This is a genomic window from Cytobacillus firmus, assembly GCF_023715565.1.
GTDB classification, from domain to species: Bacteria; Bacillota; Bacilli; order Bacillales; family Cytobacillaceae; genus Cytobacillus; species Cytobacillus firmus_C.
Map to the genome: position 1 here is coordinate 13,376 of NZ_JAMBOJ010000048.1, position 22,080 is coordinate 35,455.

The 22,080-nt window shown below is 43.4% G+C and carries 23 protein-coding genes; 1 reads left to right on the forward strand and 22 read right to left on the reverse strand.

From position 1 onward, the window contains the following. Positions 1–35: 35 nt before the first annotated feature. From M3205_RS17770 to M3205_RS17875, 22 genes are all read right to left on the reverse strand, one after another. Positions 36–740, reverse strand: a complete 705-nt coding sequence (locus M3205_RS17770) for a hypothetical protein (protein WP_251171144.1) — start codon at positions 738–740, stop codon at positions 36–38. A 28-nt stretch (positions 741–768) separates the two neighbouring features. Next, entirely contained in the window at positions 769–1,935 is a 1,167-nt protein-coding gene (locus M3205_RS17775) for a pyridoxal-phosphate-dependent aminotransferase family protein (RefSeq protein ID WP_251171145.1), read from the reverse strand. 518 nt (positions 1,936–2,453) lie between these two features. Then, positions 2,454–2,645, reverse strand: coding sequence for an IDEAL domain-containing protein (locus tag M3205_RS17780; RefSeq protein ID WP_251171146.1), 192 nt, complete (start codon positions 2,643–2,645; stop codon positions 2,454–2,456). Positions 2,646–2,835: 190 nt separating this feature from the next. Beyond that, positions 2,836–3,786 carry a malate dehydrogenase gene (mdh, locus tag M3205_RS17785; RefSeq protein WP_251171147.1) on the reverse strand — a complete coding sequence of 317 codons (951 nt, stop codon included), beginning with the start codon at positions 3,784–3,786 and terminating at the stop codon, positions 2,836–2,838. 36 nt (positions 3,787–3,822) lie between these two features. Next, complete coding sequence (locus M3205_RS17790) at positions 3,823–4,197, reverse strand: BMC domain-containing protein (RefSeq protein ID WP_251171148.1); 375 nt, start codon at positions 4,195–4,197, stop codon at positions 3,823–3,825. A 1-nt stretch (position 4,198) separates the two neighbouring features. Continuing rightward, positions 4,199–4,471 (reverse strand): EutN/CcmL family microcompartment protein, encoded by a 273-nt coding sequence (locus tag M3205_RS17795; RefSeq protein WP_251171149.1) that lies wholly within the window; start codon positions 4,469–4,471, stop codon positions 4,199–4,201. Next, positions 4,453–5,127, reverse strand: a complete 675-nt coding sequence (locus M3205_RS17800) for a hypothetical protein (RefSeq protein ID WP_251171150.1) — start codon at positions 5,125–5,127, stop codon at positions 4,453–4,455. Before M3205_RS17800 ends, M3205_RS17795 begins: the two co-directional genes overlap by 19 nt. Beyond that, complete coding sequence (locus M3205_RS17805) at positions 5,124–5,777, reverse strand: phosphate propanoyltransferase (RefSeq protein ID WP_251171151.1); 654 nt, start codon at positions 5,775–5,777, stop codon at positions 5,124–5,126. Before M3205_RS17805 ends, M3205_RS17800 begins: the two co-directional genes overlap by 4 nt. 30 nt (positions 5,778–5,807) lie before the next feature. Continuing rightward, on the reverse strand, positions 5,808–6,101 hold the full coding sequence (locus M3205_RS17810; protein ID WP_159866322.1) for a BMC domain-containing protein: 294 nt from the start codon (positions 6,099–6,101) through the stop codon (positions 5,808–5,810). Between the two features lie 16 nt (positions 6,102–6,117). Then, positions 6,118–7,644 carry an acetaldehyde dehydrogenase (acetylating) gene (locus M3205_RS17815; RefSeq protein ID WP_251171152.1) on the reverse strand — a complete coding sequence of 509 codons (1,527 nt, stop codon included), beginning with the start codon at positions 7,642–7,644 and terminating at the stop codon, positions 6,118–6,120. Positions 7,645–7,676: 32 nt separating this feature from the next. Beyond that, positions 7,677–8,330, reverse strand: coding sequence for an ethanolamine utilization microcompartment protein EutL (gene eutL, locus M3205_RS17820; RefSeq protein ID WP_251171153.1), 654 nt, complete (start codon positions 8,328–8,330; stop codon positions 7,677–7,679). 12 nt (positions 8,331–8,342) lie between these two features. Then, positions 8,343–9,347, reverse strand: coding sequence for an ethanolamine ammonia-lyase subunit EutC (gene eutC / locus M3205_RS17825; RefSeq protein ID WP_251171154.1), 1,005 nt, complete (start codon positions 9,345–9,347; stop codon positions 8,343–8,345). 12 nt (positions 9,348–9,359) lie between these two features. Then, the gene (locus tag M3205_RS17830; RefSeq protein ID WP_251171155.1) at positions 9,360–10,724 is read right to left on the reverse strand and encodes an ethanolamine ammonia-lyase subunit EutB; all 1,365 of its coding nucleotides are present in this window, start codon (positions 10,722–10,724) and stop codon (positions 9,360–9,362) included. Positions 10,725–10,741: 17 nt separating this feature from the next. Further along, on the reverse strand, positions 10,742–12,190 hold the full coding sequence (locus M3205_RS17835) for an ethanolamine ammonia-lyase reactivating factor EutA (RefSeq protein ID WP_251171156.1): 1,449 nt from the start codon (positions 12,188–12,190) through the stop codon (positions 10,742–10,744). A gap of 151 nt (positions 12,191–12,341) precedes the next feature. After that, complete coding sequence (locus M3205_RS17840; protein ID WP_251171157.1) at positions 12,342–12,842, reverse strand: EutP/PduV family microcompartment system protein; 501 nt, start codon at positions 12,840–12,842, stop codon at positions 12,342–12,344. Positions 12,843–12,855: 13 nt separating this feature from the next. Continuing rightward, positions 12,856–13,197, reverse strand: coding sequence for an ethanolamine utilization microcompartment protein EutS (eutS, locus tag M3205_RS17845; protein ID WP_048011266.1), 342 nt, complete (start codon positions 13,195–13,197; stop codon positions 12,856–12,858). A 28-nt stretch (positions 13,198–13,225) separates the two neighbouring features. Continuing rightward, positions 13,226–14,485 carry an ethanolamine utilization protein EutH gene (eutH, locus tag M3205_RS17850; RefSeq protein ID WP_251171163.1) on the reverse strand — a complete coding sequence of 420 codons (1,260 nt, stop codon included), beginning with the start codon at positions 14,483–14,485 and terminating at the stop codon, positions 13,226–13,228. A gap of 182 nt (positions 14,486–14,667) precedes the next feature. Beyond that, positions 14,668–15,240 (reverse strand): ANTAR domain-containing response regulator, encoded by a 573-nt coding sequence (locus M3205_RS17855; protein ID WP_251171158.1) that lies wholly within the window; start codon positions 15,238–15,240, stop codon positions 14,668–14,670. 2 nt (positions 15,241–15,242) lie between these two features. Further along, on the reverse strand, positions 15,243–16,667 hold the full coding sequence (locus M3205_RS17860) for a sensor histidine kinase (RefSeq protein WP_251171159.1): 1,425 nt from the start codon (positions 16,665–16,667) through the stop codon (positions 15,243–15,245). A 181-nt stretch (positions 16,668–16,848) separates the two neighbouring features. Next, positions 16,849–17,718 carry an ethanolamine ammonia-lyase subunit EutC gene (gene eutC, locus M3205_RS17865; RefSeq protein ID WP_251171164.1) on the reverse strand — a complete coding sequence of 290 codons (870 nt, stop codon included), beginning with the start codon at positions 17,716–17,718 and terminating at the stop codon, positions 16,849–16,851. Between the two features lie 17 nt (positions 17,719–17,735). Next, positions 17,736–19,094 (reverse strand): ethanolamine ammonia-lyase subunit EutB, encoded by a 1,359-nt coding sequence (locus tag M3205_RS17870; protein ID WP_251171160.1) that lies wholly within the window; start codon positions 19,092–19,094, stop codon positions 17,736–17,738. 217 nt (positions 19,095–19,311) lie between these two features. Then, positions 19,312–20,349, reverse strand: a complete 1,038-nt coding sequence (locus M3205_RS17875) for a DmpA family aminopeptidase (protein ID WP_251171161.1) — start codon at positions 20,347–20,349, stop codon at positions 19,312–19,314. A 100-nt stretch (positions 20,350–20,449) separates the two neighbouring features. On the opposite strand from M3205_RS17875, the gene M3205_RS17880 reads away from it, so the two are divergent. Then, on the forward strand, positions 20,450–21,634 hold the full coding sequence (locus M3205_RS17880; protein ID WP_251171162.1) for an MFS transporter: 1,185 nt from the start codon (positions 20,450–20,452) through the stop codon (positions 21,632–21,634). Positions 21,635–22,080: the final 446 nt, after the last annotated feature.

Consider the following 22,080-nt stretch of genomic DNA (forward strand, 5'->3'; position numbering starts at 1 on the left):
TTCGGTTAATTTTCAAAATAATCAGTCTATAATTTTTAAGTCAATATATTCATATCTTCTGAAGTTAGCTTTATCACACTTTCAACCTGGCCATACGGGCCTCCGGGTGAACAAATACCTATTGCTGCGCTGGAAAGGTGGAAAAATTCGGATAGTTCCTTCCGATCTTCAGCATTCAACTGTTCAAAGACCTTGCCTCCCAGTATCACTGCATTTCCTATTAAACTGTCATCAAAAATATTCACCAGATAGCTGCAAAGCATTTTACCGGTAACTCTTCCACCTAATAGCCCGTTTATTTCAATATAAATCGATTCAGGTATGAACATTGAGAATGATCCGGCTGCCAGGCAAGCTGCCATTGAATCCGGCGAGATGATAATAGGAATGGCCCCGTATCCTGCAAGACTTTTCACATTCTCATCTATCCCTGCAATCACCATTCCATTCAGCAGCTTATTTTCTGTACGAAAATGCTGGGGCAAATCATAAGTAATAACTTTTATTCCTTTTTCGGCACAGAATTGTTCGATTTCCTCAGCTTCTGTCTTCCCATCAGAAAAGATAATCCTGGCTGAATGTTTTACATTTTTGAAGCCCAGCCTGGTGAAAGCTTTAATGACATTTCGTGAACTTTGGCCGCTGACGAACACACAATCCGGCTTCAGCTGGATCTGATCTCCAGGTATAACGGAAGGCAGGTTGGCCAGGTCGGCAAGTCGTTTTTCAAGGATGTTCACCGGGATCACATCTCCTCTGAATCAGGAATTAACAATACGGATGCTCAAGCCAATGCCTTTGAGCTGCGGAAACTCCTGCACCTAACTCCACATCGTGTCCGCTTTTCTTTAAAGCAAGCTCCATCGCAGCAAACATTTTCAGCATATCAGCAGCATCTGTATAACCCATATGTCCCAGACGCAGAATCTGATTCTTCACCTTTCCAAGACCTCCGCCCAATGCGATATGAAATTCTTCCCGCATCATCCTTCTGAATTCATCTGCATTATTTAGTTTTACAGCTGTCAGGGTTGGACTGGCCGCCGAGTCATCCACCAGCAATTCAAGACCTAATGCCCGGACACCCGCTCTGGTCATATCCCGGAGTGCAGCATGCCTTTTGTATTCAGATTCAATTCCTCCGCTTTTTTCTATCATATTGCATGCTTCAAGAAGCCCGCACACAAGCGATATATTCGGCGTATAAGGTGTTCCGGCCCCTGATTCCAACCCTTTTTTATAAAGCTTGAGATCAAAATAAAAGGATGGGCACTGATGCTTATTCACAGTGTTCCATGCTTTTTCGCTTAATGTAATTAACGCAAGGCCTGGAGGGAGCATTAACGCTTTCTGTCCCCCGGTTGCCACAATATCGATGCCCCATTCATCCATATATAGAGGAGTTCCGACAATCGAGCTCACCGCATCCACAAGGAAAATGGCATCCGTTTCGTTTACAGCGGCCGCTATTTCTTTAATATTGTTTATGGCGGAAGTCGATGTTTCACAGTGTGTTGCAAAAACAGCCTTTGCTTCAGGGTTTTGCTTTAATGCTTTTCTCACATCATCCGGATCAACAATAGTTCCCCATTCCGCATCAACACGGACAGTTTTGCAGCCGATATGGTCAGTTATACCCTGAAGGTACTCCCCAAAATAGCCGACGACGCAAAGGATGATCGTATCATTTGGGCCAACAGTATTAATGATTGCGGTCTCAAGAGCCGAAGCACCGCTTGAGGTAAGCGGAATTACCAGGTTTTCAGTCTGGAAAATCATTTTGGACTTTTCAGTTGTTTCCTTCAGCACATCCTGGAAGGCCGGATTCCGGTAATCCATCATGGGATGATCGAAACTCCTCAGCATTGCACGCTGTATTTCTTTTGGAACCTGCACAGGACCAGGCAATCTTAAATCCAATTTCTCATCAAACATTGCTTCCTCCCCTTTGCGCTTCTTATTTCATTTTGCTTATTAACCTTAGATGCAAAAATTGTGCCAAAGTGGGATTGCCCTTAGTACTAAGGCTTGTTGTGTTTGGAGAGTGTTTCAGCGTTTCGTTTTGGAACGGTTTGGAACATTTTGGTGGAACAGGTTGGGGAGAGACGATTTTTGGTTTTTTAGAAGTTGTATGTGGGTGGGGTTTTCGGTTTAGTGGATTTTGTGGAGGGTTTAGATGCCCACTTCCTTAGGATGTTCTGGATTATGGGTTTCATGGAGCTGTTATGGCGACCAATTTCTGCGGCTGCTCTGGATTTTTGGTCACTAATCTTTTTGATTAACTACCATTTCCTAAGCTCTCCTCCGATTTTGGTCACTATTCCTTCCGATTAACTACATTCCTGCACCCACCAGGTTTAAGCACTATCCGACCATGAAATGACTTATAAACAACAAAAGACAGCCCCATTCTTTCGAACAGGCTGCCTTGTTAACATTTGGTTATGAGATTGTTACGAAATTTGCTTTAATTCCTCAGTAAGGCGCATGAATTCTTTTTTGTTTCGGCTAGTGAGAGCTTCATCAATTTTTTTGCGCAGTTTTTCTACTCGGTATTCCTTAAGAGCTTGATTCAGGACTTGTTCTGCTAACAATGACACGTTTTCCTCAGACTGTTGCGGCGAGTTAAGTAGACGTTTTTCCATTTGCAATCAACCCCTTGAGCTTTTTTCTATTGTACCAGAAGTTTTCAGATTATTCAAATGATTATTTGCTGGAATTTTTGTTAGCAGCTGCTAAGCTTGTTAATTATAATGTACCCGGGATTTGTACAATTTAAACAACATGCAAAAAAAGCTGACCAATGAGGAAATTAGTCCTCACAAGCCAGCCCTTTTACATTTTTGCGGTTTCAAGTATGCTCATAACATTTTGTACAGACTTAACAGATTGATCGAGTGCATTTTTCTCATCGGCAGTCAGCGGAATTTCAATGACACTTTCTATCCCGTTTCCTCCGAGAATTGTTGGTACTCCCAGATAGATGCTGCTGTATCCATACTCACCTTCCAAATAGGCGATGGAAGGCAGTATTCTTTTTTTATCTTTCAGTATTGCTTCTGCCATTTCAACCATTGATGCGGCAGGAGCGTAATAGGCACTTCCCTGGCCAAGCAGATTGACAATTTCTCCTCCGCCTTTTCTGGTTCTTTCCACAATAGCTTCGATTCGGTCGGCAGGCAGAATTTTCTCGAGCGGAATGCCGCCAGCATACGAATACCTGACGAGTGGAACCATATCATCTCCATGACCGCCAAGAACAAATCCTGAAATATCTTCAATGGAAACACCCAGCTCCTGCGCCACAAATGTATTAAACCGGGCTGTGTCCAGTACCCCCGATTGTCCGATTACCCGATTCTTCGGGAAACCAGTGGTTTTATAGCATACATAGGTCATAGCATCGACAGGATTGCTTAATACAATGATATAGCTATCCGGTGCGTATGTTTTTATATTTTGAGATACTTCTATCATAATTTTCTCATTTACAGCGACAAGATCGTCCCGGCTCATTCCAGGTTTTCTTGGCATTCCGGCTGTAATCAATACTAAATCTGCATCTTGAATGTCTTCATAGGTTGATGTGCCGGTTATCATGCTATTAAAGCGCTGAACCGGTCCAGCTTCAAGCATATCAAGAGCCTTGCCTTTTGTCGGGTTTGCCTGAGAAGGTATGTCTACTAAGATGATGTCTCCCAATTCCTTTTGGGCAAGCATCAATGCTGCTGTCGCACCCGTAAAGCCTGACCCGATAACGGCAATCTTTCTTCTTTTAAAAGTCATGGCTGTCCCTCCATTTCGTCCTGCCAGTGGAGTACTCTATTTATCTTCAGCACTGCCTTGTTCCTCAGCAGGCTTCTGTTTATTCTTGCTTCCTCCCTTTTTTACAGGAGGAGGTTCTTTTTTCATTTCTTTAGGTTTTCTGTCATCCAATAAAGCTTTCTTGATATCTTCATCCGGATGAGGGATAACATGCGCTGATATGAGTTCACCCACTCTGGCTGCTGCTTCCTTGCCTGCATCTACTGCAGCCTGAACTGCGCTTACGTCCCCCTGAACCAAAACCGTTACTAAGGCAGCGTCTACTTTTTCCTGCTTCACCAAAGTAACATCGGCCGCTTTCAGCATGGCATCTGCTGCTTCAATGGACCCAATCAGCCCCCTTGTTTCAATCATGCCAAGTGCTCTCGCCATACTATTTCACCTCTTTCTTTTCAACATCAACAGAATCGATAATGCCAATTATCAATGCATCAATGGGCAATCTTATATCTCCGGACATATTTGACGCCGAGCTTCCACGCGTAACGAGAACTTGATCACCGACACCTGCCCCAATGCGGTCAACCGCAACGAATGATTTTTCTGCTGCAGGTCCATGAGTCTCAACAACCAAAAATTTCAGACCTGTTAAATCATCCTCTTTTCTTGTGGCCCATACATTGCCGATTACCGTTCCCATTTCCATGTGCTTTCAGCCCCTTTTGTATCCATTACCTTGATGCTTTTTTCTAATTCCCGTGCAGTATCACGTGCTAAAGGTGTTATGATGGTCTGTTTATCTGCAAGTATTTCATTCGTATTGCATTCTTGAACATCTCTTTGTGTAATCAGCTTCTTTAATTCCGGCTGTGCTGCCTTAATTGGCTTAGGCGATGCAAATTCCACCAGACTGCTGATTTCCACCCCGAACTTTAGCAGTTTTTCCTTATATTCCATTAAACTTGAAAAATAATCCCCATTGGTTTTCTTCTCTCCACTGAGGATATTATAAAGATTTGGTTTGGGAATTAAGGTTACTGGAACATAATCAATAATACAGGCTGAGAGAAGCTCGGTTTCCGGTGTGTCGCAAATGCCCAGTGCACCTTTGACCAGCAGATCCTGTGACGCATCCAGAAATACCACCTTCATAACGGTATGAAGCTGTACTTCTTCAGTAACATCATAAGGAAGTACATTCCAGTCTTTCTCTAACGCTTGTAAAATAGCAGGATCGATTCTATCCAGATCCCCGACAGTGAGAATAGTATGTTTCATTGCTGTATTTGGGGCAGGTTTGGCACCTGTTAAACTTTTTACTACTTCTTCAACTATTTGCTCTATTAATTGCCGGTCTATCATAAGCGTTCCTCTTGCCTTACCAACTTGCCGGCTGTTTTTCCGGCGATCAGTCCTGCATTGGCTTCATCCGTATCAATATGCATTTCAAGTCTATACCGCGGTGAAGTCCTGATTAACACCTTTTCAAAAGATATTGGACGATCTCCCTCTATGTCAACTTTGACGTATTCCCCATTTTTCACTCCGAAACCTTCTGCATCTTCCGGACTCATATGAATGTGTGCCTGCGCGATAATCAGACCCTCTTTTTTGTATAGACTGCCTTTAGGTCCAATCAAAGTTACTGGAGAAGAACCTTCTATATTTCCGGATTCGCGAAGCGGGGGCTTTAACCCCAGCTTGAACGAATCTGTACGGCTGACTTCTACCTGGGTCATATTCCGGGCAGGACCGAGAATGCGCACTTTTTCCAGGCTTCCTCTTGGTCCTGCAATGGTTATGGTTTCATTAGCAGCGAATTGGCCGGGCTGAGATAAATCAGCTTTTTTTGTAAGCTGATAGCCTGTACCAAATAGAATCTCCAAATCTTTTTGACTTACATGACAGTGCCGGGCTGAGACAGCCATTGGAATGGAATGCTCTTTGACCGAGGAATCTTGTAGCCTTGAAACGATTTCCTCTACAATCGATTGTATGGCTTGCTCGTTCATGGTTTAAACTCCTAACTTAGTAAATCTGTATTAAAGCTCAATATCGATTTTTGGAAGAATGCTCTCCAATTCGTTATGAGGACGAGGAATAACATGAACAGATTTCAATTCCCCAACACGCTGTGCTGCTGCAGCACCAGCATCTGTTGCCGCTTTAACAGCACCTACATCACCGCGAACAAGGACCGTTACAATTCCGCCCCCAACATGCACTTTTCCAACTAAATGAACATTCGCCGCCTTAACCATCGCGTCAGCAGCTTCCACTGAAGCAACCAGCCCTTTTGTTTCAATCATTCCTAATGCAGTTAATTCTCTAGCCATTTTTATTTCCTCCTAATTAGTTTGTTTGGTATTTTTTAATTACTTGATTAACCATGTCGGCAATCATCTTTGCATCTACTTCGCCATCCGGCGATACCTGCTGAAGAACTTGACTGACAATATGATCAACATCCTGGCTTGCTTGTTCTTTTTCAGCTATCGAAGAAGTGGCTGCCGGTCTTGGAATGGTGACTTCTTTCGTTCCATAAGCCATTCTTTTAATGTTGATCAGATGGCGTGCCGTCACATTATCAGAAGTAATGTTGCCGCCGAATGAACCGCACCCCAAAGTCAGGGAAGGCAGCAATCCTGTTGTCGCTCCAACAGCCCCAATCGAAGAGAGCGTATTGACCATCATTCTTGAAACAGGCATTTCCAGGGCAAATTCCTTTGCCACTTCATAGTCATTTGTATGAAGAGAAAGACTGTGTCCCCTGCCACCTAAGTTGAGGAGCTGAAGGCAAATTTCTTTTGCCTCCTGGCAGCTTTCCGCTGTATATAGCGCAAAAACTGGAGATAATTTTTCAATTGAAAATGGTATGTCTTTCCCTATTTCAGTTTCTTCAGCAATTAAAACTCTTGTGTCATCAGGAACTTGAATTCCAGCCATGCTTGCGATTTTAACAGCACTCTGGCCGACGATATCCGGATTCAGCTTTCCTGGTGAAGGTGAAATGACTTTTTCCAGCGCCGCCTTTTCCCGGGTGTTTAAGAGATAAGCTCCATTGTTTTTGAGTTCTCTCATGGTCATCTCTTTAATGTTGCGATCGACTACAATGGATTGTTCAGTAGCGCATATGGTCCCATTATCAAATGATTTACTGTCAATAATCATCCTAACGGACTGGTCGACCTTGGCGGTTTTTTCGATATAGCATGGCACATTGCCGGGCCCTACTCCATAGGCAGGCTTGCCAGAGCTGTACGCCGCCCTGACCAATCCCCCTCCGCCTGTTGCCAAAATGAGATTGATGTCAGGATGCTTCATTAATTCGTTTGTTGCACTCATGGATGGCTTTGAGATCCAGCCAATCAATCCTTCAGGTGCACCTGCCTGTACAGCTGCTTCATTCACAATCTTTAACGCTTCAACAGTACATTTCACTGCCCTTGGATGTGGGCTAACGACTATTGCATTTCTTGTTTTCAGAGCAATAAGCGCTTTAAATATGGCTGTAGAAGTTGGGTTAGTCGTTGGAATGATGCCTGCAATTACACCGTAAGGATAAGCAATTTCCGTTACTTTATTTACCTGGTCTTCACGAATGATGCCCACTGTCTTTTCATCTTTGATAGACTCATAGACTGCCTTTGAACCAACTTCATTTTTTAACTTTTTATGCTCGGCTATGCCCATTCCTGTTTCCTCTACAGCCATACGGGCCAGGGAAAGTGACTTGGCATAGGCAGCATTTGCGGCTTGTTTGACAATTTCGTCAACCTGAACCTGCGTAAAGGACATATATTGCAGCTGCGCTTCCTTTGCACGCTTTACAGCATTCCGCATTTCCTGCATGGATTGAAGATCATGATCGAAATGCAAGCTTTTCACACTCCTTTCAAGAATTTCTAAAATTAGTACTTAATAGGATTCTGAGAAATTTCGATAATAGCATCCCGGAATGCATCAGCTGCAGCCTGGCAGGCTGATTGGGAGCCGGTCAAAAGCCCGCCGCCAAAATTCGTTTCAGAAGGCGGCCCGAAAAATTTCATCATTTCTACATCTGCTGCCTTTAAAGCAGCATCAAGCCCATAAACGGCTTCCAATGGCGGAGCTATCAGATAGGCAATGGGCTCTCCGATATTGATGCCTGCTTCCTTTGACAGGTAGGAGCCTGTTCTAGAAACAACATGTGCATAAATGGCATGCGTTTTATCCTGATCAAGCGCTTCAAAATAGGCATCAGATTCAGCTGTCTGAAGGACAGCCTCCATACCGCTTTTAACTTCATCGGGAGATGGCCCTGCGATAATTCCAATCATTTCACCTGATAATGGCCCGGAAGCATGAGCAGCCCCCGCATAGAAGGACCTGGCATAAACCACTTCGACATCTGCTCTTTTTGTGGCTTCATCGAGCGCAGTATAGCCTACGTCATCAACTGTAGAGGTGAAAATGGCCAGGCTACGGTGATGAGTCTTAAGCTGAAAATGCTTTGCAAGCTCCTGGTCAACATTAGGTATCACCCGAATAGCCTGTATATCGGCGTAAATGCGTTCTAATCCCATTGATACTGCCACCTATCCTTCCTTTTTCACGAGCGATACTCCACTTGCTTCATACTTTATAACCTTTTGGATGACGGTTCCGAGGTAAGCTCCAGCCTCTGCGGGAGGAATACCGCCTTTATGTATATTGGAAATGACCATCCGATCAGCTTCGATCGTTCCTTTACGGGGTTCATAGCAAAGGTAGGCACTTAGTGATTCAGCACTGACCAGACCAGGACGCTCGCCAATCAATAACACAACTACTTTAGGCATCAGCAGTTCTCCCACTTCATCCATTACAGCCACCCTGCCTTTTTCGATATAAAAAGGAGTCCCCATTTCGAGTCCTAAACTATTCAAGGATTGCTGAAGGGATAGATATACATCCTCAGCATTTTCTTCAATCGCACTTGAGCTCAGCCCGTCAGACAGAATGATTTGAACAACAGGGTCCTTTTGGCATTGGGCAAGAATGATTTTTTTGGCTTCTTCTGAAAGCTTCCTGCCATAATCCGGCCTCCGGATGTACACTTCTTTTTCATTCACCATCGTAGTGACTTTGAAAAGCCCAAGACGGTTTATCAGTTCATCATTTACATCTCCATAGACGGCATCAACTGCAGCTGCATGATCAAATCGGAATTTCAGCCATGTGTCTGTCTTTGGTCTCGTACCTGCTCTTCCCACCCCGATTCTTGCAGGTGTTTTGCTCATGAGCGCCTCAAGCTCAACCGGATCAGCTGGATTAGCAATGCTTTTCTTTTCAGAATAGCTTTTGCTCTCTTCATGATTGGTTTTATCTGATTGAATGTTTGCATGTTGATGGCTATTAATTTTTATTAAACCGTTTTTATCCTGTTTTTCTGACTCAATAACCTCAACTGCCGGCTTGGCTGTTTTCTTGATGGGTCCTGATGTATGATTCCAAAATTTTACTCCACCACTATCTTCCTGCCCTTTGTCATCAGAGGTTTGCTGCGATTGAAGTTTTTCCACTACAAGTCGTGTTACTTTTTCAATCAATTCAGGATTCATTCATTTCAACTCCTATCGTGAAAAAATGGTAGGGTCGCCTGCGATTTTGCTTAGCTTTCCATTTTCGAAAATCCCCATTTTCTCAAGCCAATCTCTGAATATGGGAGATGGCTGCTTATTCATTGTCTGCCTAAGAGTGGCAACGTCATGATAACTCATGGATTGGTAATTGAGCATGCAATCATCTCCCATTGGGGTGGCAATAATAAAATTCACTCCAGCTGCTGTCAGCAGCACACCAAGGTCCTCGATATCATTTTGATCGGCCTTGATATGGTTCGTGTAGCATATATCAACACCCATTGGAATGCCATGCATTTTTCCCATGAAATGGTCCTCAAGCCCAGCTCTAATGACCTGTTTATTGTTGTACAAGTATTCTGGTCCGATGAAGCCAACCACAGTATTTACGATAAAAGGATCATAATGCCGGGCAAAGCCATAATTTCTTGATTCCAGTGTCATCTGATCTATTCCAAAATGAGCTTCAGCCGAAAGCTCCGAACCCTGGCCCGTTTCAAAATATAAACGCTGTGGCCCGGTGCCGGTGCCAAGAGTTTTTGCCATATCATTTGCTTCCTCAAGAAGTGAGGCTGTAATTCCAAATGACCTGTTGGCAGCCTCTGTTCCTGCTATGCTCTGAAAGATCATATCGGCAGGTGCTCCCTGTTCGATTGCCTTCATTTGAGCTGTCACGTGCGCAAGCACACAGTTTTGTGCCGGGATTTCCCAGTCCTTTATAAAAGCATGTGTGGCGTGGAGCAATCTCTTTACGCTCTCAACCGAATCATCCACAGGATTTATGCCAACTACTGCATCCCCAATGCCGTAGGATAAACCTTCTTTCAGGGACGCGATCATTCCATCCACATTATCGGTTGGATGGTTCGGCTGCAGCCGCGAAGCCAGGGTGCCTTTATAGCCGATTGTTATATTGCATTTGGTCAGTATTTCGATTTTGTTTGCCGCGTGAACCAAATCAAGATTTGACATAATCTTAGCGGCGGCGGCAATCATCTCGCTGTTTAATCCCCTGCTGATTCTTTTTAAATCTTCTCCTGTCGTGTGATCGTCCAGGATATACTCACGAAGTTCAGCAACTGACCAATTTTTTATGCTTTGATATACAGGTTCATTTATTCCGCTTTCTATAATTCTCGAAACTTCATCCTCTTCAGGTGAAAGCATAGGATTTTCACGGATATCAGATAGTGTTAGATGACTTAGAACCAATTTGGCTGCGATTCTTTCCTGAACGGTTTCTGCTGCAATGCCCGCGAGGCGGTCCCCTGACTTTTCTTCATTTGCTTTAGCGAATAAATCTTTCAGATTACTAAACTGATATACATTTCCCAAATGATTGGTTTTCAGCTTCATAAAAGATTCCTCCTTTCTTACTGATGGAAGGTCAATGTTTTAATGATAACAGGGACCACATTGCTTTGAAGCAGATGGCCGATATCTATGTAATCGCCGTGTTCTGCCTTAATCTGATCGATGCATATGTAACTTTGATTTGCTTGCTGAGTTTTTAGTGTCTGCCCCAGAACTTTGGCGTGGTCACTTTCTAAAACAACAACAAGCGGCTGTTCCGGCTTCGGTTTTGCCTGCAGCGATTTTATCAGGACTGCAGATAATTCCTGGATATCCCGAAAGCCTAAATAAGGCATATTCGTTAAATAAAGAGCAAAATTTTGACCCTCCTGCTGTGGATCATAAATTTCTACTGACTTCTTTACAGCCTCTTGAATACGGCTTAGACCTTTTTCCAGATTGTTATCAAACCCGATCTGATAGACAGGCAAATTTCGAATTGGCAATTCATGTGCTTCCGCATGGATGGTTGCCCCGCTGATTTCTGTGGTTTGAGTTCCTGCTCCAAGAACGGTTGCCCTGACCGTCTCATCCGGTTCCACCCACTTAAAGGCGGCCAGTTCACGGCAATTTCTTAAAGATTTGGCCAGCATTTTTCCAATATCGTCATACTGTGCAGGCGAGGATTCAGCACTCTCAAAGTGGTACAAACATTCACTGATTCCGCCTGAAAACATAATGTAATCTATTTCCTCTATCCAATTGGGATCATGTCCCAAAAGCAGAGGGGAATCTTCCTTAAGAAGATCCTTCCTAAGCATTCGGCCAATTACTTCTGCCATGTAGTCTGTCAGCTTTCCGATGATGGGGTGATTTCTGCTGTCTCCTACTTTTAAATCAGCCCCCCATTGCCGAAGTATTTCCTGGACAGGAGGAGAAATGCTTTTTATTTTGCCGTCAATAAATTCAATCAGTCTTCCGCCGATGTGGAGCGTGCATGTTCCGCAGAGCCTTCCTGAACGATAAACTGCAGCATTGGCAGTGCCTCCGCCAATATCGATATTGGCGACAGTTATGCCAGTCCTCCTGGATAATTCATAAGCACCTGAACCCTTTGCCGCAATAATTCCTTCTAAATCAGGACCAGCAGTTGCCACTAGAAAATCACCTGCATGATCAGATAAATAATGGACCATTTCTTCGGCATTTTGTTTAGTTGCTGTTTCTCCTGTAATAATGACAGCACCTGTTTTGATATCACCAGGCTCGATTCCCGCAGAGATATATTCCTCACTGACAAGTCTCTCAACACCTTTAATATCTATAGCTGATGCTGTCAGAAGAGGGGTGCGGTAAATCGGGCTTCGGTAGAGCACTTCTTTTTCTATAATTTCAATTCTCGGCATGTGGGTTCCGCCAGCCATATTCATAAGTGAAAATCTGCTGATGACGAGTTTGGTCGTGCTCGTTCCGATGTCGATTCCAGCGCTGATTATATATTCTTTTTGTGCATCGTAACGCTTCAACATGATCCCCGCCTTACTGCAATGAATTAAGGAAAATAAAAAAGGCACCCCATATGAGCAACCAATAATTGATTGTTCACACGAGGCGCCTTTGCCTGATCTATTATTTTGTATAATTAGAATATATTCTATTTTCTTCATTTTGTAAAGGGTTTCATTTGAAAATTACGACATCATCCGGCAAAGATTCTGCATAATCCTTCATTTCCTGAAAGGAATGGCATTTTACAAGGCTGCGTATTTCTTCGATTCCTTTACCGGAAATAGAGGATGAAATGACAATGGGTCCTTTTGGTACAGCATTTCTAAGCTGCCTGATTGCCGTATTTACATCCGCCTGGGCAGAATCGCTTTTTGTCACGATCCCTATCGGGAGCTTATTAAACCCAGTGCTGAAACCCGGCGGAAAAATGGTTTTCCGTTTTGTAGAATCCTGCAAATATAATACATGTGTCACTTCCAGTGCCGTAGCCATGATATTTTTATAGAAAAATGGATTTTCCGTGTATTCCCCCGGCGTATCCACAATCCAATCATAATAGTTCAGTGCCTGTGTTTTAACCGCTTCCGCTTTGCGGCCTAGGAGAGCATTGGTTAAAGTCGACTTTCCAGCCCCGATGGAACCGATCAGCATCGCTCTGTTCATTTTGGACATTAAATACAGCTCCTTATGATTTAGTAATTTCCGAAGGAGTGTACCTCAGTGTTTCAGATAGAAAACGGTTGATTTCCTCCATGGCCATTTGCACAGCTGAAACGGTGCCGACAATGACAAGACTGCCTGTGAACCGGTCCAGGAAACCGATCTGCACGTCTGCAGCTTTTGTTGCCAGGTCTCCTGCAATGATAACCGTTTCACTTGGTGTCAGTGTTAAGATCCCTAACGCTCCTGCCTGCTGGATCCCAAGTTTTTCAAACATATCCGGATCAGGATTTGCGATTAAATGGCTGAGAGTTACTTGTTTTCCCGGTACAAATTCTTGTATAAATCGTTGTTTTTCTTCATTCATTGCTTCGGCCTCCCCAGGTGACTGCTGCTTATATTGCTTTTTTTACTTTATTTTCTTTCGGCAAATATTCATCTTTTCCGATAATGCCGGCTTCACGGTCCTTTTTCTCCAATTCCAGAGCCTTAGGCACTGAAAGCCAGTATGCTAAACCAATTCCAATGATCCCTGCAGAAATTTTACCGGCTATAATTGGAAGGATTAGTGTTGGCTGAAAATTTGCTGTAAACGATAAATGGTCGCCAAGCAGGAATGCCGCACAGACAGCAAAGGAAATATTAATGACTTTATCTTTAGGCGGCATCGTTCTGACCAATTTAAACATAGCCAGGATGTTGGCGATCGTGGCAACTATCCCTGCGCTGCCTTCCTTGCTTAATCCCACTTTCCGGCCAAGAGCTTCGAGTGGGCCTCCCGCATACTTTTGAAGGAGATAAACCATCGGAAATGCCCCGGCCAGCATAATCCCAATATATCCTGCAGTCTCAAGTGCGCGGAACTGATCTTCTGCATCAGCCATGATTGGATGGAAGCCCCAGCTTCCAAAGACAGTTGTGAATAATCCGGTGAAAATTTCCACGATTGAAAAGACTAAAACCAGCTTAATTCCCGCATCCAAAATGCGTCCAAACCACATGAACCCGTTGATCATTAAATCCGGAAGGAAATATAACCCCAGTGCAATCAGTACAACAAAGATTAATAGCGGACTTAAGTTCAGCAATATTTGTCCCAAACCGAGTGCAAACTGATATTTAGCCTCACCCGATGTGGAAATGAAATCCCTGAAGCTTGAGCTTGAAACCGCAATAATCACACTTGAAATGAAAGCGCCGATAGGAATTGTCAGAACGCCTGACATTACACCAAGCGCCATATATTTATGGTCTCTCTTATCAAGCATAGCGAGGCCCATCGGGATGGAGAAAACAATCGTTGCTCCCGCCATAAAACCAACAATCATCGCCATTATCCAGCCTTCCTGTGTCTGCTTTAACACTTCAGCTAATTGGTAGCCCCCCATATCGGTTGCCAATATGGCAGTGGCCGCTATCGCTGGATCTGCCCCAATGGCAGCAAAAAATGGACCGCAGACCTTATCGATAAACCATGATAAAAACGGAATGGAAGCCATTATGCCGGCAGCCGGAACAAAGATATGGCCAACAGCATGAAGTCCCTCCATAAATTGCTTTCCTAATCCCTCATCACTGTTGCGGATGGCAGCAAAGGCACCTGCTACCGCACAAGCCATGATAATGTAAATAACAATCTTACCCACCATTTCCATCATAAATCCCTCCCTAAAAAGTTTTTATATGTTAACGGAATCATGCAGCTTCTTTACAAGAAATATAGGATAAGATAGCAGCTTGATAGTATTAGATTAAGTAAAAAGACAAAAAGGTGCCGTACGTCAGCTTTTGTCTGACGCATGGCACCTTTGCCTGTCCTATCCACTTGTTAAAGATGTTATGCGTTATATTTTACAATGATACGCTTTGCCACATTTTCCAGTGTAACCTGTTTATTCATGCTGATCTTTCGCATTTTTCGAAAAGCTTCTTCTTCAGGCATATTAAACTTTTGCATTAAAATGCCTTTTGCTTTTTCAACTATCTTTCTTTCATTTAACTTCTGGTTCATGGTTTCCACTTGTTCCCGAATGGCATTTGCGTTCTCCGCCTGCCTAAGGGCAATCTCAACTGCTGGAATCAGACTGGCTTCATTAACAGGTTTAACAAGATAGCCGAGTATATTAGCCTGTTTGGCCTTATCAATATATTCCCGCTGACTGTATGCGGTAAGGATCAGGATAGGAGTATTAATTTTATTGGATATGATTTCACTTGCTTTTAATCCGTTCAAATTTGGCATCTTGATATCCATAAGGATTAAATCAGGCTTTAATTCAAAGGCAAGCTCGACCGCTCTTTCACCATCACCTGCTTCAGCAACCACTTCATAGCCGGCATCCTTTAGCATCAGGCTTAAGTCCATGCGGACAATGGATTCATCCTCCACAACCATAATTCTTTTTTTCACAGCTATTCCACCTTCCTTTCAAAGGGAAATTGCACAGCAGCAATGGTCCCTGTTTCAGCCCGTTCGATAAAAAAATGACCGGATAGATCGTGCTCGATCATCATTTTCACAATATCTAAGCCTAGAGAAGGTTTTGCATTCGGGGAATACCCTTTACCATCATCAATGACGTCAACCTTAACTTCATTATTGGAATAATCGAAACAAACCTCGATTTTCCCTTCATGCATTTGTTTAAATGCGTGCTTTACACAATTTTGGATAAGCTCATTGATGACTAGAGACAGGGAGACAGCTTTTTCCGAGTCGATTAAAAGCCTGGGCCCCCTGTACTGTATATGTATTTTTTTCTGCTCATGCTTTGCTTCATACACCAGCATATTCCCAATTTTCTCTATTAAACTGTATATATCCACTTCATCCAAACCAGAGCTTGAGAGAATAATCTCATAGACTGAAGCAATGCTTGAGATGCGGTTCAGACTTTCCACGAAATGTACCTTGCTCTCTTCCGGAATCCCCCTTCTCATCTGAAGCCTCAAAAGGCTGGCAACTGTCTGCAGATTGTTTTTAACACGGTGATGGATTTCCCTTATGGCCACGGATTTAACAGCAATCTCTCTTTCCTTTTCCCTGAGCTCTGTCAGATCTTTAAGGATAATGAAAGTTCCATTCGACTTTCCATCTACCTGGAGACTAATCTTTTTCACACGGAAAACCTTCTTCATCATTTTCAATTCTTTAACAAGAAGTTCTTCCGGATCGTTTAGTATCTGCTGTATACATGGTAAGTAATCAATAAGAGGAGTGCCAGGCCTGATGCCTTCCTTCCCAATTTCGTGAATGAGATTCGTAGCCGATGGATTGTTATAGACTACCTTATTTTCATGATCAATAAAGAACAATGCTTCCTCAATTACCTCTGGAATAATCGGCCGATCCTCCGCCATCCCAATGAGAATCCCGCTTAGCGTTTTTGTCGCTTCTGATAACGCTTCCAATTCTCGCTGACGCTGAAGCTTCTCACTGATATCCTTTTCCATAATGAGTGCTCCTATGACCCGATCCTGTGATCCCATAATCGGCACAACACTTTGTTCAACAGTCTTGCCTTCCTGTGTCAGTGCACGGTTGAGAAACATATTTTTCCCAGTCCTCAGGGTATACATAACGGCGGGTTCAAACGCTTCATATGCGAACTTGCCTGCAACTGGCTTCTGATATACAGATTTAGCTGTGGCTGGTGCGGCTTCAGCCACCACAATTGCATGTTTTCCTTCTTTTGTAAGGCAGTCTACAAAAACATTTGCCTGGTTCAGGTCCGCGATCAATGAAAGATTGCCAGAGACCTCTAAAATTCTTTCAATATCCATTGTTGAAAGACTGGTATGGAGAGTGCATAACTCTTCTACTGAGAAGTTTGGCATGTGCTGAGAACTCCCAATCATTTATTAAAAGTGTCAGAATATATAAAAATATTAAAGGGAATGCCGAAGAATGTCAATAATGTTTTTGATAGTTCAATAGGAAATTGGGCACATATTTGGAATTTAACTGGATTATGGAAAAGGCAGCTGGAAAAAATGGATATCCTGCTGCCTTCCTGAATTATTGAAGCTTTGCTAATTTTACGCCGCTTGCCTTTTGTTTTAATATGGTCTCTATTAAATCGGCCAGATGAGCACCCGCCTCTACAGGAGGAACCCCTCCCTCATGAATATTGCTGATAACTGTGCGATCTGCTTCGACAGTATTTTCACTGGGCTTGTATATCAGGTAAGCACTAATGCTTTTTGCGGTTGCCAATCCTGGCCTTTCACCAATAAGTGAAATAACACAATCACAATTGACAATGGAAGCTACATCATCCTGAATCCAAACTCTGCTCCGCTTTATAAAAACAGGATCTCCAATGGAAATATTCTTCGATTGTAAGCCCTGTACAAGTGCAGGCAGCAGATCTCCTATATTTGCCTCAATGCCGGTTGAACTCAGGCCATCCGATACAATGATCTGAACCTGCCGATTCTTCGGGAGATTTTTGTCAGCCCATTTTCTCGAGGTTTCATTGAGTCGCCTTCCGCTGTCCAGGTCCATTAAGTATTGATCCATCGTTTCAGCTTTTGATTGAAGCACCGGCAGCTTTAATTCCTTCAGCAATTCCTCGGGAACATCTTTGAAAACAGCATCCTGCGCGGCCGCATGATCTATTCTGAAATCAAGGTAATTCCTTGTTTTCATTCGGGTTCCTGTCCTTCCAATCCCAATTCTTGCTGGAGTGATGGATTGAACCTTCCCGATCTCTTCACGGTTGACAGGCTGATCTACACCTACTTGTTTGACTATTTCATAAACAATATGGCGTCCTTCTGCAATCTCCGGTTTTATTTCAGCATTTTCTGGACTAGTTCCAATTTTTACTTGCCCTTCTGTCTTCAGCTCCTCTATTACCTGTTTGACTATTGCTTGAATATTCATCATTAAGCCCCCCTTCCTTATTCAAAAATAGATAGATCTCCAGCTCGTTCTATCAATTTTCCATTCTCCATGATACCCATCTTTACCAGCCAGATCTCAAATTCACGCAGCGGACGGAGCCCAAGCATTTCTCTTAAACTTGCATCATCATGATAACTGGTATCTTGATAACTTAACATGACATCATCGCCTCCAGGGACGCCCATATAAAAGTTTGCTCCGGCTAACGCTGTTAGCATACCCGCGATTTCCTGATCATTTTGATCTGCCTGCATATGGTTGGTATAGGTAGGTGCAATCCCCATTGGGAGTCCATGCATTTTCCCCATAAAAAGGTCTTCTAAATCTGCGCGGATCACTTGTTTCCCGTCGTAGATCGTCTCAGGCCCAATGAAACCGGAAACATTATTAACCATAAACGGCTTCCAATGACGGGCATAGCCATATGTACGTGCTTCGAGTGTCTGCATATCAATGCCAAGATGGGCATCCAGTGAGACTTCAGATCCCTGCCCAGTTTCGAAATAAAGCTGATTAGGCCCAGTAGATGTCCCTTGCTTAGCCATCAGATAAAAGGCTTCATCCAGGATTTCTTTTGAAACCCCAAAATCATCATTTGCTGCCTGTGTACCTGCAAGACTTTGGAACATTAGTGCAATAGGAGCGCCTTTTTTGAGTGCCTGCATCTGTGTTGTAATGTGGGCAAGCACGCAGTTTTGTGTTGGTATTTCCCATTTTTGTATAAAATCATGAGTCATATGAAGAATTCTCGAAACAGATTCAACAGAATCGTTGTTAGGGTTCACACCAATAACAGCATCACCAGATCCATAGGAAAGACCTTCTTTCATTGATGCAAGTATACCATCGGGATTGTCAATGGGATGATTGGGCTGGCATCTGAATGCCAGGCGTCCAGCCTCGCCTATCGTTGTATTGCAATGAGCTGTCGGCCGGATTTTCTGTGAAGCCATCACCAAATCGATGCTCGACATCAGCTTTGCTGCAGCTGAAATCATTTCGCTCGTCAGCCCTTTGCTGATTCTGAACAAATCCGAGGTGCTTGTTTGGTGAGACAAAATATATTCCCTTAATTCACCAACAGACCAGTTTGATATTTCTTTATAAATAAAGAGATTGAGATCGTCATAGATTATGCGGGTAACTTCATCCATATCATATGCAATTACCGGATTCTCATAAATTTCCTTTAGCGACAGTTCACTTAACACCACTTTAGCAGCCATTCGTTCAAGTGAAGATCCCGCAGCAATACCAGCCATTATATCTCCTGATTTTTCCTCACTGGCTTTTGCTAAGACATCTGCAATAGAACGGAATTGATAGGTTTCATTTTTTATGGTGATAGTATACATAAACAGCCTCCCTTTTATGTCTATGGAGCCGGCCAGCAGCAAAACCTAGTTTCTGGTAAGCGATTACATCCCGCTCCATGCAAAAAGGCGCCTTAACAGTATAAGCCATAAATCAGCTTATCTATTAAGGCGCCTTCACCTGTTATTTTCACTTGTCCATAATTATATCAACAAATTGACTGAAAAGATAGACTTTTTAAACTGTAAATAAATTGTCTTATGAAAACATCCCCTCCACCACACGTCCATTCCGCCCTTTTGTCGTCTTTGCCTGTGAAAGGGAATTCAGAATCGCTTCCTCCGCCGACTCCGCCGCGCCTTGAAAAAGCTGATTCATAATCGGATGATCATCTCTCATATAATGGGCAGTTTCCACCATACTGCTGCTTTCATGCAGGATTTTGTTAGCGGTGGAGAATGCTATGACAATGTCACCGCTGCCGTTGCTGAAGTGGCTCCCTGTCCGTCCGAGGCCAATGCCGCATCTCTTCGCAAGCCTTTTCAGCTGTCTGTCACTGACAGGTGCGTCAGTAGCGAGGATAATCATGATTGAACCATCGGGTGTGTCCTTTGTTTTCGGCTGAATTTCTGACAGACCGTATTTAATGAACGGAAATTCGTCTTTATTCCCGAAGTTGGTGACCACCAGACATCCGATTTTATATTCATTTATGCTTTGTTTCCCAGTGATTATACGTGAAGAAGCACCCACGCCTCCTTTATAGCCAAAACACACCATGCCTTTACCCGCTCCAACTGCACCTTCTTCCACTTTTTCCGGCTTGGCATTTTGAATGGCTGCTATTGCATGTTCGGGTTTTACCGGGAGTGTGCGAATGGAATTCAAATACCCGTCATTGCATTCTCCTGTCACGATATTTACTGTTCCGGTTGTGTCGCCAATTTCCGGAGTGGTATTGAGCATGTATTCCAGAGTCCCCTGTGTGACTGCCGGCACCCCGAATGTATTGGTCAGCATAATAGGTGATTCAATTACACCCAGTTCTTCCACCTGCACCAGACCCGTTGTTTTTCCAAAGCCATTAATCACATAGCAGCCTGCAGTGACCTTTTCACGAAATAGATTCCCTCCATGCGGCAAAACAGCGGTTACACCGGTACATACATATTGGTCATCATCCAGCGCATAATCCAAAGTGCTTTGGCCGACCATAACTCCATCTATATCTGTAATGCAGTTCTTTTTTCCAGGTCTTAGTGTTCCGATTGTGATTCCTCTTTCTCTAATCTTCATTTTGCCGCTCCTTTAAAATAGAATTTCCATTTGTTTTACTTTATAATAGAAAAATATTTAGATTACCTAATCATTTTACAGCACTGTTGGGAGGAATAATATGGCTGAAGCGTTAACAGGACAAGCAAAAAAACAGACTGCCGTATCTGAAAAAATTTGGTCAAGGGATTTTGTTCTGATCTTGATGTCCAACTTTTTTATTTTTCTAGGATTTCAAATGACATTACCCACAATCCCTCTTTTTGTGGAAAAATTGGGCGGAAATGACCAGCTGATTGGGATAGTAGTCGGGATCTTTACCTTTTCGGCTCTCCTATTGCGTCCTTATGCAGGGCATACGCTGGAGACGAAAGGCAGGCGCTTTGTGTATTTAACAGGCCTGGCAATTTTCGTGCTTTCAGTTGGGGCATTTGGTTTTATTAATAGTTTAATTTTCTTATTTGTTTTAAGGATTATCCAGGGATTTGGCTGGGGTTTCTCCACTACAGCCTCGGGTACCATTGCCACTGATTTAATTCCTGCTAAGCGGCGGGGTGAAGGTATGGGCTACTTTGGGCTTTCCGGGAATATTGCCCTGGCATTCGGCCCCACTCTTGGACTGGCGCTCGCAGGAGTCATCTCTTTCAAATTCTTATTCTTAATTTGTGCCCTGCTGGGTTTAGCCGCACTGGTGTTGTCATCGAGGATCAACTACAAGGAGGCTGAAAAACAAAGTTTGCCTCAGAAGCGCTGGGACATCTATGAAAAGAGTGCTTTAAGGCCTTCATTTCTATTATTTTTCATCACCGTCACCTTTGGTGGAATCGCATCATTTCTTCCTATCTATTCAGCCCAAAAAGGGATAGGCGGAATCCACTGGTACTTCCTGCTGTTTGCTATAGCCTTAATGCTTTCCCGGACTTTTGCCGGCAGACTATATGATCAAAAAGGTCACAAGGCTGTATTTTTACCAGGAGCGGTGCTGATTATGGCAGCCATGTTCCTGCTTGCGTGGCTTCCTAGCAGCATGATTATGTATATTGCTGCGATTCTTTATGGTCTTGGATTTGGATCAGTCCAGCCCGCCCTTCAGGCATGGTCTGTAAAAGAAGCGCCTGCCAACCGGCGCGGAATGGCCAATGCAACGTTCTTTTCCTTTTTTGATCTGGGGGTTGGAATTGGCGCCATCGTGTTTGGGCAGATCGCTTACTTGTTTGGGTATAGCACGATTTATTTAACAGCAGCCGGTTCGGTTGTGATTTCAATTCTATTGTATATCTGGATCCTGATGACAAATAGAGGGTAATGTGAAAGACGATTTTCCAGGGAGTTGTGGAAAATCGTCTTTTTTGATTTGAGTTTTCAGGAGTTGGGTTTGGTTTGACTTTGGATTTATGCTGTTTATACTCATAGTTGATCCGGGTTCTGACTTTAAACTGGGGGTTCCTGCTGTTTGTGTCCGAAGTTGGCCCGGGTTCTGACTCTAAACCCCTGTTTTCTTCTGTTTGTGTCCGAAGTTGATCCGGGTTCTGACTTTAAACTGCGGGTTCCTGCTGTTTGTGTCCAAAGTTGGCCCGGGTTCTGACTTTAAACTGCGGGTTCCTGCTGTTTGTGTCCGAAGTTGATGGTCAAGCCCATATAATTGTGTAAAAAGAAAATGAGTCAAATTAATTCCTTTGGTCAACAATGTTATCAGCTACGAAAAACAAGTTGGAGGAATTAATTATGACTCAATTACAGTTCAACCTAAAT

What these genes read in the sequence shown, in the direction of transcription:
- M3205_RS17775 (WP_251171145.1), bottom strand. Translation starts at nt 1,935, where the DNA reads ATGTTTGATGAGAAATTGGATTTAAGATTGCCTGGTCCTGTGCAGGTT.
- M3205_RS17780 (WP_251171146.1), bottom strand. Translation starts at nt 2,645, where the DNA reads ATGGAAAAACGTCTACTTAACTCGCCGCAACAGTCTGAGGAAAACGTG.
- mdh (WP_251171147.1), bottom strand. Translation starts at nt 3,786, where the DNA reads ATGACTTTTAAAAGAAGAAAGATTGCCGTTATCGGGTCAGGCTTTACG.
- M3205_RS17790 (WP_251171148.1), bottom strand. Translation starts at nt 4,197, where the DNA reads ATGGCGAGAGCACTTGGCATGATTGAAACAAGGGGGCTGATTGGGTCC.
- M3205_RS17795 (WP_251171149.1), bottom strand. Translation starts at nt 4,471, where the DNA reads ATGGAAATGGGAACGGTAATCGGCAATGTATGGGCCACAAGAAAAGAG.
- M3205_RS17800 (WP_251171150.1), bottom strand. Translation starts at nt 5,127, where the DNA reads ATGATAGACCGGCAATTAATAGAGCAAATAGTTGAAGAAGTAGTAAAA.
- M3205_RS17805 (WP_251171151.1), bottom strand. Translation starts at nt 5,777, where the DNA reads ATGAACGAGCAAGCCATACAATCGATTGTAGAGGAAATCGTTTCAAGG.
- M3205_RS17810 (WP_159866322.1), bottom strand. Translation starts at nt 6,101, where the DNA reads ATGGCTAGAGAATTAACTGCATTAGGAATGATTGAAACAAAAGGGCTG.
- eutL (WP_251171153.1), bottom strand. Translation starts at nt 8,330, where the DNA reads ATGGGATTAGAACGCATTTACGCCGATATACAGGCTATTCGGGTGATA.
- eutC (WP_251171154.1), bottom strand. Translation starts at nt 9,347, where the DNA reads ATGAATCCTGAATTGATTGAAAAAGTAACACGACTTGTAGTGGAAAAA.
- M3205_RS17830 (WP_251171155.1), bottom strand. Translation starts at nt 10,724, where the DNA reads ATGAAGCTGAAAACCAATCATTTGGGAAATGTATATCAGTTTAGTAAT.
- M3205_RS17835 (WP_251171156.1), bottom strand. Translation starts at nt 12,190, where the DNA reads ATGTTGAAGCGTTACGATGCACAAAAAGAATATATAATCAGCGCTGGA.
- M3205_RS17840 (WP_251171157.1), bottom strand. Translation starts at nt 12,842, where the DNA reads ATGTCCAAAATGAACAGAGCGATGCTGATCGGTTCCATCGGGGCTGGA.
- eutS (WP_048011266.1), bottom strand. Translation starts at nt 13,197, where the DNA reads ATGAATGAAGAAAAACAACGATTTATACAAGAATTTGTACCGGGAAAA.
- eutH (WP_251171163.1), bottom strand. Translation starts at nt 14,485, where the DNA reads ATGGAAATGGTGGGTAAGATTGTTATTTACATTATCATGGCTTGTGCG.
- M3205_RS17860 (WP_251171159.1), bottom strand. Translation starts at nt 16,667, where the DNA reads ATGCCAAACTTCTCAGTAGAAGAGTTATGCACTCTCCATACCAGTCTT.
- eutC (WP_251171164.1), bottom strand. Translation starts at nt 17,718, where the DNA reads ATGAATATTCAAGCAATAGTCAAACAGGTAATAGAGGAGCTGAAGACA.
- M3205_RS17870 (WP_251171160.1), bottom strand. Translation starts at nt 19,094, where the DNA reads ATGTATACTATCACCATAAAAAATGAAACCTATCAATTCCGTTCTATT.
- M3205_RS17875 (WP_251171161.1), bottom strand. Translation starts at nt 20,349, where the DNA reads ATGAAGATTAGAGAAAGAGGAATCACAATCGGAACACTAAGACCTGGA.
- M3205_RS17880 (WP_251171162.1), top strand. Translation starts at nt 20,450, where the DNA reads ATGGCTGAAGCGTTAACAGGACAAGCAAAAAAACAGACTGCCGTATCT.